Origin of the sequence: Neorhizobium descurainiae (assembly GCF_051400715.1) — a bacterium.
GTDB lineage: Bacteria > Pseudomonadota > Alphaproteobacteria > Rhizobiales > Rhizobiaceae > Neorhizobium.
The window spans coordinates 17,436-27,986 of record NZ_JBLFFK010000014.1; the positions used below are offsets into that span (position 1 = coordinate 17,436).

Genomic DNA, 10,551 nt, shown 5'->3' on the forward strand with positions numbered 1-10,551 from the left:
GCCTTTTGTGTGGCGCGGCTGTTGCAAAATCTCCTGACGGTCCTACGGTGCGGCCGAACCCCACATCCTGGACGACGACTCCGATGAATGAACTTCCAAGACTATCGACTGGCATTTCCGGCCTGGACACCATTCTTGGAGGCGGCCTTGTCGAGGGCGCGTCCTACATCATCCAGGGTCACCCTGGTGCGGGCAAGACCATCTTCGCCAACCAGGTTGCCTTTGCCAACCTTTCGCGAGGCGGCAAGGTGCTTTACGTCACTCTTCTCGCTGAAACCCATGACCGGCTGTTTCAATCGCTCGGCACACTCGAATTCTTCGACAAGGAGCATCTAGGAACCTCTATCACCTATGTCAGCGTCTTCCAGACGCTCAGGGATGAAGGCCTTTCCGCTGTCGTGAGCCTGATCCGCCAGGAAATCGCCAGGCAAGGGGCAACGCTGCTGGTCTTTGATGGCCTTCTCAGCGCTCGCGATCGGGCTGACACGCAGCTCGACGTCAAGACCTTTGTCGCTGAAGTCCAAAGCCAGGCGGCGTTTGTCGGATGCACCGTCCTGTTCTTGACCAGCACCCGGATTGCGGAGGACAGCCCCGAACACACCATGGTCGATGGCGTCATCGAGCTTCACGACGAGCTCGTTGGTGTGCGGTCAGTCCGGCGCCTGCAGGTCAGGAAGTCGAGAGGAAGTGCCGCTCTCGGCGGCTATCACCAGTTCGAGATTACATCGGCCGGCATGATCGCATACCCGCGGATGGAAGCGATCGTAGCCCCGACGGTTGCTCCGGACGATCATGACGCTCCCCCTCCCCTCTCAAGCGGCACAGATGGGCTGGATCGTTTGATGGGTGACGGCCTGCCTCGGAGCTCAGTCACGCTGATGTTCGGTCCTTCCGGTTGTGGAAAGACAGCGATGGGCCTCAACTTTTTAAGCCAAGCCAGCAGGCAAGAGCCCGCCCTCCACTTCGGCTTCTACGAGACGCCTGCCCGCCTTCAGGCAAAAGCCCGTGCCTTGGGCGTCGATCTCGATACTCCAATCGCATCCGGCGCCCTCGAGGTGATCTGGAACCCGATGACCGAAAACCTGCTCGACAAGCTGGGGCATCGTCTCCTGGAGGCGATCCGCGCGCGCGGCGTCAAGCGCCTGGTGATCGATGGCTTGGGCGGCTTCGAGCGCGCGGCCGTGCACCCGCCGCGGCTCGTGGAATTTTTCGCAACGTTGATGAACGAGATACGCAGGCTCGGCGTTACCACCGTTGCGACCTGGGAACTGCGGGACCTGTTTGGCCCGACTGTGGCGGCCCCGGGCTCGGAGATTTCAAGCCTGCTGGATAATCTGGTGATGCTGCGCCATGTAGAGATCGACTCGCGGTACAAGCGCACCATATCGGTCCTCAAAGTCAGGGACAGCGCCTATGAACCGGTCATTCGAGAGGTCGAGTTCGGATCGAGGGGAATAGCGGTGTCCAGACCACTTGAGGCTGTGACCGGCGCGGCAACCGGTGTGGCGACACCCTCGCGAGATTGAATTTCGATTGGCTAAAAGAGCATGAGCAGCAACAGATGCCATTGATCGTAATTGCCGAGGATGAGTTTCTGATCGCTGACGTCTTGGCCATCATGCTGGAAGATGCCGGTTACGAAGTCGCCGCGGCCTCGCATGGCAAGGCGGCCCTCGCTCTCGTGCGCGAAAAGCGTCCCTCGCTGGTGATCACGGATTTCATGATGCCATTGATGACAGGGCTTGAACTGGCTCAGGCAATGCGTAGGGATCGCGAGATCTCACATATTCCGATCATCCTGGTGAGTGGAGCACAGGGAAGCATCGGTCGTGCCAACCCGGATGTCTTCGACGCCGTCCTGGACAAGCCTTACAACGAGAAGAAACTGATCGCCGCGGTGAGAGCGCTCCTGACGGAACCGGAGTAGGTCAGCGCGAGAACGGCGGATATTCGCACCAGAGAGCGGAACAGGTTTGCCCGCCGACAGTTCTGAGCCCATGACACAGGAACCTCAAAAAGAGTTGGCAAACGTGATCCGGCGCTACGCCAGCGATCCTGTGGTCACGCGTCAGCTGCAAAGGCTTCCTGCCTTCGCGCTTCCCCACAGCTCGGCTGAGATGTTTCATGGCTTGCTGGAGAAGCTGGAACAGAGGGAGCAAGCTAAGGCAGTGGGTTCTGCCTGACTCCGCATTTTCCGACGGCGTCGCACCTGGACGGCCTGGATAATTGAGCCTCGTAGTCTTCGGCGATAAGGTTGACGGTGACACGTTTACCAACGACCGTTCGTGCTCGCCTGCAGCGCTTGGAATGTTTCACTATCGATAGGTACTGCTTATCGATGGTTACATCGAAAACGATCATTTATATTTGAAATAAGCTCATGAACGCGGGATACGTTCAAATAAGCCAATAAAGATTCAGGCCACTGCCTTCGTTACAGTGCCAGCGCTCGCTTCAGGTCGTCATGCTCAAAGGCGGTAGCCATGCGATTGATTTCAGATGGCGCCGCTACGATCGAAGCGTCGAGACAACATGACGGCTTTGCCGGCCACCTCGATAAGTCGTGTTGTGGAGTCGCGATACCGGCCTGGTCAGCGAGTCTAAATGCGATCTCCTCCCAGGTCTCCATGCTTTATTCGTCGGTCTCCTTCGGAAACTTGGCGATGGAAAGATGGCCATGCTGATCGACGACGGAGGCTTTCGGCCGTGCGCCGCCCAATGACGAGCCGGGGGCAAAGATGAGCTGTAGGTCTTCGTCTGTCTCCTCGTCACGCAGAATGCGCTCGGTGATCTGCAGGAGCCGACCAAGCTCGATAACGGCCGGGACACCGGTCTGAATGGGAGCTTGGAAGACCTCCTCCCGACCCACCGGAACCGCAGCGCGCCGAGACGGGTTTCGTCGACGACACCCAGCAGGTAGTCGCTTTCGGCGAGTGTGCGAACGGCTCGTACCTCGCGTTCTGCGCTGCGACGCTCCGCGCGCTGCATCAGCCGCAGCCCCCAGGTATCGGGAGCGGAGTCACCGATCGACCCGAACGTCGCCAGCCCTGCCGGCGGAGCGAAGGCTCCCCGGGTCAGTGCAAGCGCAGGTTCCAGCGAGAAGCGATCAGGATCCTTCAGCTAGGCATCGTCATACTCGAACAGTATGGTCTCAGAGCCGCGGATGCGATTGCTCCTCGCAAGACCAATTCTGCGGGTATCTCCCAGCAAGGTCGATATGAACTTCGAAGTCAGCCATCGCGAGATGATCCTGACGCAGGCTTCAGGCGAACGCACTTTGGCAGTCGGCGCTGGCAAGCGCCTGGCCAACACTGTCGTTGCTGATGTCAGCAACCTGGGTCAGCCCGTCGAGGAGGCCTAGGGCTTGAAGGACCCCGGCGTAGATGCCGATGCTGACATTCGTGTCGCCCGCCTCGATTTTTTGCAGCGTCGAGCGCGACGTAAAGGCTCGCTCTGCTACCACAGCCATCGGCAACTTACGTCGGCGACGTGCGTCCTGGATATCCGTACCAAGCTTTCGCAAAGCTCGCCGAACTGCTGCTGAGGGTTGATGTGGGGTAGGCATATGGGACCTTCGCGCTACAAAAACGGACTTTATGTAGCACCAAGCTCACAATATTTCCAGTATGGCGTACTGCTCCGTCGGAAGGCCAGGCTATGTATGCGGATGCTTCGTTAGACCCTTGCGACAGCCCTTACCTGCCTACCTGTTCATTCTGGGCGTTACATCCTTTGTTAAACGAGAGCTTCTATTTCGGCTCGCCCTCGGCATTGGGGCCGAGAGGGAATATTAGCATGCCAAAACAAGATATTGCCTCAAGTCAGTTTCAACGAAAAATCTCCGAATTCTGTGAGGTGCGCATCGCACCGGTCACATCGCGACGGGTCTTGGAAAATATCAAGCCTTACCTCATTAGCCTGGTCATTTATCGCAAGTCCCCGCCTTTGCTGAATGGCCGCATCAACTGGACGGCCATTGCGGATGCGTGCGGGATCGATGACGAGCTGACAGTGGAGCTAAAAAAGCAGCTCCGTCCCGGCCTTGACGCCATCATCCGATGGCTGGGCGCGCCGGCAGCCCTGGAGGACCTACGACCATCAAAGCCGAAAATCAAACCGGCCAAAACTGATATCCGGGCGCGGGGATCGACCACATTGTCCACCCGCAAGCCTCGACGAAGGGGCAGCGAGGGAGCTCCGGTTCAAGCTGCTTCAGCGCAGAGAGGCCCACAGCCAAAGCCGATCCGAGAATTCCCCGAACCGCTGTTTGAAGCGACGGACGACCCGGCAACCTTCCAGGACGCGCTCGTGTATCATATGCGCCGGTTCGGCGACAGCTAGTGGCAGCTCTATCGCGCGATCGTTCCCCTCGGCGAGAACTTTGACGCCAAGACGCTGCTCTCCTGGATCCAGGGCGAACGCGCACCAAGATCCATTGCCAGCTTCGAAATCCTCTCCCGCATCGAGCGGCGCTACCAGTTGCGACAAGGATATTTCAGGGAGAAGCTGCCGCACCAATCCCGGTCTCTTCATGGCCCCGACCTGGACGACATCAGCCCTGCCGAGCGACGAAGACTGGCCTGGCATCTGCCCGAAGATTTCGGCAGCCTGCCGTTCTCGAAGCGCGAGGAGATCCTCGACTGGGTACGGCGGGTCATCATTTCCGGCTCGACCGACTACCGCCGCTACCAGGCAGCGGCCAGCAAACAACGGTATGCCATCCGCTTTCCCGGCGTCACCTATGGCGGAGGCTCGTTGTCTCCGCGATCGCTCACGCTACCCGCCGGCGCCGATCGCGCTGCGGAAGAAACGTTCGAGGATCCAGACCTTTTGTCCGGCGTTGTCGACGCGCCGCCGCGGCTGGCGATGGAGATGGCGGATCTGATCCGCTTCAAGACCTCGACGCTGACAGCGATCGGCTTCCAGCGCAACGGTGTCTGGGGCGAAGAAACCGCATCGCAGAAGATCGAACATCTTGGGCTGATGTTCGGCGCGCTGGCTGCTTCGCCTATCGGCATCGTCAAGGGGCGCGGCGTGCCGCTCAGTCAGTTGACCTTCGGCCTGCTGATCTTTCCGGGCGTCTGGGATTGGTACCTGCAGTGGCGCGAGCAGCGGCGTGGCTTCTATACCAAGTGGGAAGAGGACATGCTGATGGTGGCGCAAGCCCTCACTCGGGCAGAGGTGGGCTGGATCCGGCAGCACCCGGAGCTTCTGAAGAATGTCAGGCCGATCGAAGGCCTCATCGCACCAGAGGAGATCGAGTTCGCTGCGCGCGATTGGCACGGCGCCTGCGATGCGTTCCATCGGCATGCTGCCAATCGATCCAAGGAGGTGCAGCGGGTGATGCGCGTGCACCGCGATCCGTTTGAGCCGATCATGGTGATCCTGGAAGCCAACAGTCCATTGGCGGAATATCGCAAGATCACCGATGAGATCTTGAAGCGCAAGCCGGACCAGGATCGTTATCCGCGACCGGCCGCAGAAGCTGTCCGCTCATTCCTGATGCTTCGGCTCGGATTGCATCTGGGACTTCGGCAGAAGAACCTTCGCCAGCTTCGCCTTTGCCCGCGTGGCCATTTTCCGACCTCCGAGCGCCGGTTGGAAGACATGAAGTGCGGAGAGCTGCGGTGGAGCGACCGGGAGCGCGGCTGGGAAGTGTTGATCCCGTCCGTTGCCTTCAAGAATTCCGGTTCATCCTTCTTCGGGCAAAAGCCGTTCCGGCTGATCCTCCCTGATCTGCTCGATCTCTACAAATATCTGGAGGCCTATATCGACCGGCATCGCGGTGTGTTGCTCGGCGGTGCCAAGGATCCCGGAACATTCTTCGTTAAAACCGTGAAGACGACGAGCTATGATGCGGCCTACGACTCGACAAAGTTTTATGAGGCCTGGCGGACGATCATCCAGCGCTATGGCATCTATAATCCCTATACCGGCCGCGGTGCGATCAAGGGCCTACTGCCACATGGGCCGCACAACGTTCGGGATATCCTGGCAACGCACATCCTCAAGCAGACCGGATCCTACGAGCAGGCGAGCTACGCGATCCAGGACACACCGGACGTGGTGCAGCAGCATTACGGCCGCTTCCTCCCTCAAGACAAGACGGCGCTCGCGGCAAAGATCTTGAACCGGGTTTGGGAGGCCGCTTAGTCAGGAAGGGTGGAGCATCCGAGCACTCCAACCGTTTCGCCCAAAGGAACTACCCCGAGGGGTGCTTCCAGATTAGTGCTCTGCAGCCCCGGCTCTGAACATTAAGAAATGACCATGGGAAACCCTTTTCTCATGAAGATTGTTATGGTATATGCGTCTGAGAAACCGGTTTCCCATGGAGACGATGAGCGTGGCCGCAGCCAATCTCGATGCTCGAATTACGATTTACGATGTGGCGGCGGCCGCGGGGGTCAGCACTGCGACTGCATCGAAAGCGCTCAATGGAACTGGGCGGGTGTCGAGTAATACGCGCGCCCGTATCAAGCAAGTGGCATTGGATCTCGGTTTTCGCCCGAATGCGCTCGCCCGCAGCCTCACTCGAAAGCGGAGCTTCACCGTGGGCCTTTTGACGGACGATACCTACGGACGCTTTACTCTGCCGGTGATGGCCGGGATCTCTGAGGGCCTGATCGACCATGGCGTTTCGGTCTTCCTGTGCGCCATCGAGGACAATCCGGAGCTCGCGAAGACGCATGTCGACGCGATGCTGGACAAGCAAATCGACGGGATTATCGCTACCGGCAAGCGCGTGGACCGGCTGCTTCCCGTTGATCTTACGCATCTTCCTATTCCGGTTGTCTACGCATTGACGGCCGGTCCGGACGATGCGGTAACGATTGTGCCAGACGACAGTCAAGGCACACGTGAGGCGGTTGGCCACCTCATTCGTCAGGGCCGCAGGCGAATTGTTCATATCACTGGCCCCGCGAGTTTCCGGGTGGTTGAAGAACGTGCCACGGCGTTCACAGAAAAGCTGCAAGCCGCCGGCCTGTCCATATCGGGGTCCGCCATCATGCGGGGATCCTGGTCCGAACTCTGGGGCCATGAAGCTGTCAATGTGCTTTGGTCAGGCAGTGACCGGCCGGACGGCATCTTCTGCGGCAACGACCAGATCGCCCGAGGCGTGGTCGATGCTCTTCGTGAGCGCAAGATCGATGTGCCCCGGGACGTGTCGGTCGTGGGTTTCGACAATTGGGAGATCGTCGCGGAGCAGACCCGGCCGCCGCTCACCACGATAGACATGAACTTGAAGGAACTCGGGCGGCAGGCGGGACAAACGCTTATGCGGCTCGTGAATGGCGAAGCTGTCGAACCGGGACTATGGAGGATGCCATGCACGCTCGTTGTGCGCGGCTCATGATGACTTCGTAAGGGTACCGCATGCCAGATACAGTTGGATAAATCGGTTCAAGAGGGAGGAGACCTCATATGAAACTGCTCAAGATCGCGGCTCTCGCCGCCACCGTCGTTGGCGCACTTTCGTCATCAGCACCAGCACAACAAAAACTTACCATGTGGTCCCGCTCGAGCAGCGAGGCCTTCATGCCGACGCTGATCAAAGCCTTCAACGAGAAGCATAAGACGCAGATCGAATTGCAGATCGTGCCCAATACCGAAATGGTGCAGAAATACGCAACCGCCGCGGCAGGTGGGTCTGCTCCGGATTTCGTGTCGCTCGACCTCGTCTATGCGCCGGCCTTCGCCAAGTCCGGCGTTCTGGAAGATTTGACCGACATGGCGAAGAGCCTGCCCTACTTCGACCAGCTGTCGAAGGCGCATGTTGGCGCCGGTACGTATGAAGGGCAGATCTACGCCCTGCCGATGTCGGCTGACGCTTCGGTTCTTCTATGGAACAAGAAGCTTTTCAAGCAAGCCGGACTTGATCCCAACAAAGGGCCGACCACCTGGGCGGAAATCGAGGAGGCTGCAGGCAAGGTGAACGCCTTGGGCGACGGCGTCAACGGCTTCTATTTCGCCGGAGCCTGCGGCGGCTGCAACGCCTTTACGTTCATGCCGCTGATTTGGGCATCCGGTGGCGATATCCTTGTTGACGACGGCAAGAAGGCTACGCTCGACTCGCCGCAGATGCACGATGCGATCAATTTCTATCGCGGCATGGTCGCCAAAGGCTACGTTCCGGAAAGTGCCAAGACGGATTCCGGCAAGAACTTCTTCGGCGGTTTCGCCACCGACAAGATCGGTTTGTCGCCGATCGGCGCCTTTGCCATCGGCAATCTCGTCAAGAACTATCCGACCGTCGATTTCGGCGTGACCTTCATTCCTGGCAAGAACGGCGGCAAGGCGTCATTTGGCGGCGGCGACAACTTCGTGGTTACGGCGGGACGGGACAATCTGAAGGCGGCCAAGGAGTTTCTGGAGTTCGTCTATTCGCTTGAAGGCCAGACTTTGCTCGCCAAGGGCGGCAGCCTGCCGACCCGCGCCGATGTAGCCACGGAAGCGATCAAGTCGCTCGACGACCGCTATCAGGTCGCGACGGAAGCCATGAAGATCGGCCGCACCCCGTCGTCTCCCGTCTACAATGATATCATCAACAGCAGCACCGGCCCCTGGAAGCAGATGCTGAACGAGGTCTTGTTTGGCGATGACGTGAAGGGCTCGGTCGCAAAGGCACAAGCAACCATGCAGTCGATCATCGACGCGTCGAACTGACCCTGCCAAGCAACTGACATCTGTCTCGCTGCCAGCCCGGGCGGTCGTCTGATCCGTCCCGGGAGGCGAGGCCGACGCTAGGGACGATTTGCCATGACCGCACTTCCACTTCAATCCGCTGCCGTCGTGCCTGTTCGCCGGCGCAGCACCCGGCTCCGCCGCAACCAGTTCGCCGGTCTGCTTTTCGTTGCCCCGGCCCTCGCTCTGGTCCTGATATTCTTCGTCATTCCGCTCGGCATGGCGTTCTGGATGTCCCTTCACAACTGGCCGCTACTCGGCAAGCCCCGGTTCATCGGGATCGGCAACTATACGCGGCTGCTGGAAGATGCGCAGTTCTGGAGGTCCCTGCGCTTTACGGTATATTACACCGTGATCGTTACGATCGCGATCTTCTCGGTGGCATTCCCCCTGGCGCTGTTTGCCGAGAAAACGCGACCGCTCGTCAAGTTTTACCGGACGGCCTTCTTCCTGCCGGTGGTGGTCGGCTTTGGCTCCGCCAGTCTGCTGTGGGCCTGGTTGCTTGACGTCGATTCCGGATTGTTCTCGCCGCTTCTGGCAAATCTGGGGCTCACGGCAAAACGCGTCAACCTGCTTGCCGAGTTCGATACGACATTCTGGTCCATCGTCGTCATGGTGGTCTGGAAGACGGCAGGCTTCAACATGATCATCCTGATGACGGGCCTGCAGGGTATATCTACAGAGGTTCAGGAGGCTGCCCGCATGGATGGCGCCTCCTCCTGGCAGCGCTTCCGCAGGATCACGCTTCCCCTGATGCGCCGGACGATTGCGCTTGCGCTGATCCTCTCGGTGGCGGGCTCCATGCTCGCCTTCGACCAGTTCTATATCATCGCGGACGGCGGCCCGCAAAACAGCACAGTGACGGCAGTCTATTGGATATTCAGCCAATCGTTCGGCTCGTTCCGCCTGGGATATGGCGCGGCCCTGTCAATGGTCCTGCTTGCCATTCTCGTCGTCATCAGCGTCGTGCAGTTGCGGCTGCTCCGCAATCCGGAGGGCCTGTGATGACTGCCACCAGAAACGCTTCTCCCCGTCAGCTGCTTAAAACCGTGCGATATCATGGCATCGGCATCTTTGCCGGCCTGTTGTTTCTCGCGCCCCTTGTCTGGAGCGTGCTGGTCAGCTTCAAACCTTCTGTTGAGGCCCGGCAACCGCCGCTGCCGCCTTGGCCTGTCGAGAGCTTCAGCACGCAAAGCTACGACAACCTGGCGAAATACGGCGCAGGCATCTGGACCTACACCGGTAACAGCCTCACCGTCTCCCTCGCGACCGTTGTTGCTTCCGTCGTTGTTAGTCTCTTTGCGGGCTACGGCTTCTCGCGGTTCAACTTTCCGTTCAAGAACACGCTGTTCGTGCTGATCATCTCCACTGTGATGATCCCGTTCCAGTCCATCCTGACGCCGCTCTTCCTGATCCTCACGAAGCTCGGTCTGCAAAACACTTTGACTGGGATCGTGCTCGTCTACGTCACGCTGCACCTTCCCTTTTCGATCTTCATGATGCGCAACGCCTTCGACGCGGTGCCGAAGGAGATCGAAGATGCCGCACGCGTCGATGGAGCATCGGTTTTCAGGATGCTTTACCGCATCATGCTGCCGCTCGTACTGCCGGGCGTGGTCACCGTCGCGATATTCGCTTTCCTGGCATCTTGGAACGAGTTCCTCGCGGCCCTGATCCTGCTGACCGACCAGAAGAAATACACCCTGCCTGTGCTGATGGCAGCGGTCCGTTCGGGTCAGTTCGGCACGATCGACTGGGGAGCGGTGCAATCCGGCGTGACGCTGATGATGGCGCCGTGTCTCGCCCTCTTCCTTCTGCTTCAGCGCTATTACATCCGCGGCCTGACCGCGGGCGCCGTCAAGTGACATC

Annotated in this window: 8 protein-coding genes and 2 pseudogenes; 8 read left to right on the forward strand and 2 right to left on the reverse strand. The window is 59.3% G+C overall.

Going from position 1 to position 10,551, the window contains the following annotated elements; all coding sequences use genetic code 11:
- Positions 1 to 83 precede the first annotated feature (83 nt).
- Both ACMGE0_RS21535 and ACMGE0_RS21540 read left to right on the forward strand, forming a co-directional pair.
- A complete protein-coding gene (locus ACMGE0_RS21535; protein WP_436817939.1) occupies positions 84 to 1,526 on the forward strand; it encodes a DUF7125 family protein in 1,443 nt (480 codons plus the stop codon).
- On the forward strand, positions 1,523 to 1,927 hold the full coding sequence (locus ACMGE0_RS21540; RefSeq protein WP_436817940.1) for a response regulator: 405 nt from the start codon (positions 1,523 to 1,525) through the stop codon (positions 1,925 to 1,927). The genes ACMGE0_RS21535 and ACMGE0_RS21540 overlap by 4 nt, the downstream gene beginning before the upstream one ends.
- Positions 1,928 to 2,498: 571 nt before the next feature.
- On the opposite strand, the pseudogene ACMGE0_RS21545 reads toward ACMGE0_RS21540, so the two are convergent.
- Positions 2,499 to 3,238 (reverse strand): annotated as a pseudogene (locus ACMGE0_RS21545) (HipA domain-containing protein); the annotation flags it as partial.
- Positions 3,231 to 3,565, reverse strand: a pseudogene (locus ACMGE0_RS21550) (helix-turn-helix domain-containing protein). The pseudogenes ACMGE0_RS21550 and ACMGE0_RS21545, both read right to left, overlap by 8 nt.
- A gap of 230 nt (positions 3,566 to 3,795) precedes the next feature.
- On the opposite strand from ACMGE0_RS21550, the gene ACMGE0_RS21555 reads away from it, so the two are divergent.
- From ACMGE0_RS21555 to ACMGE0_RS21580, 6 genes are all read left to right on the forward strand, one after another.
- Positions 3,796 to 4,341 (forward strand): hypothetical protein, encoded by a 546-nt coding sequence (locus tag ACMGE0_RS21555; protein WP_436817941.1) that lies wholly within the window; start codon positions 3,796 to 3,798, stop codon positions 4,339 to 4,341.
- An 18-nt stretch (positions 4,342 to 4,359) separates the two neighbouring features.
- Entirely contained in the window at positions 4,360 to 6,153 is a 1,794-nt protein-coding gene (locus ACMGE0_RS21560) for a hypothetical protein (RefSeq protein WP_436818074.1), read from the forward strand.
- 175 nt (positions 6,154 to 6,328) lie between these two features.
- Positions 6,329 to 7,354 carry a LacI family DNA-binding transcriptional regulator gene (locus tag ACMGE0_RS21565; protein WP_436817942.1) on the forward strand — a complete coding sequence of 342 codons (1,026 nt, stop codon included), beginning with the start codon at positions 6,329 to 6,331 and terminating at the stop codon, positions 7,352 to 7,354.
- Between the two features lie 68 nt (positions 7,355 to 7,422).
- On the forward strand, positions 7,423 to 8,664 hold the full coding sequence (locus tag ACMGE0_RS21570) for an ABC transporter substrate-binding protein (RefSeq protein WP_436817943.1): 1,242 nt from the start codon (positions 7,423 to 7,425) through the stop codon (positions 8,662 to 8,664).
- A gap of 93 nt (positions 8,665 to 8,757) precedes the next feature.
- Positions 8,758 to 9,687, forward strand: coding sequence for a carbohydrate ABC transporter permease (locus tag ACMGE0_RS21575; protein ID WP_436817944.1), 930 nt, complete (start codon positions 8,758 to 8,760; stop codon positions 9,685 to 9,687).
- The gene (locus ACMGE0_RS21580; protein ID WP_436817945.1) at positions 9,687 to 10,547 is read left to right on the forward strand and encodes a carbohydrate ABC transporter permease; all 861 of its coding nucleotides are present in this window, start codon (positions 9,687 to 9,689) and stop codon (positions 10,545 to 10,547) included. The genes ACMGE0_RS21575 and ACMGE0_RS21580 overlap by 1 nt, the downstream gene beginning before the upstream one ends.
- Positions 10,548 to 10,551 lie beyond the last annotated feature (4 nt).

Bases quoted from the DNA above. Each gene is read 5' to 3' on its own strand.
- ACMGE0_RS21565 (WP_436817942.1), top strand. From the start codon at position 6,329: ATGGAGACGATGAGCGTGGCCGCAGCCAATCTCGATGCTCGAATTACG.
- ACMGE0_RS21575 (WP_436817944.1), top strand. From the start codon at position 8,758: ATGACCGCACTTCCACTTCAATCCGCTGCCGTCGTGCCTGTTCGCCGG.
- ACMGE0_RS21535 (WP_436817939.1), top strand. From the start codon at position 84: ATGAATGAACTTCCAAGACTATCGACTGGCATTTCCGGCCTGGACACC.
- ACMGE0_RS21580 (WP_436817945.1), top strand. From the start codon at position 9,687: ATGACTGCCACCAGAAACGCTTCTCCCCGTCAGCTGCTTAAAACCGTG.
- ACMGE0_RS21570 (WP_436817943.1), top strand. From the start codon at position 7,423: ATGAAACTGCTCAAGATCGCGGCTCTCGCCGCCACCGTCGTTGGCGCA.
- ACMGE0_RS21555 (WP_436817941.1), top strand. From the start codon at position 3,796: ATGCCAAAACAAGATATTGCCTCAAGTCAGTTTCAACGAAAAATCTCC.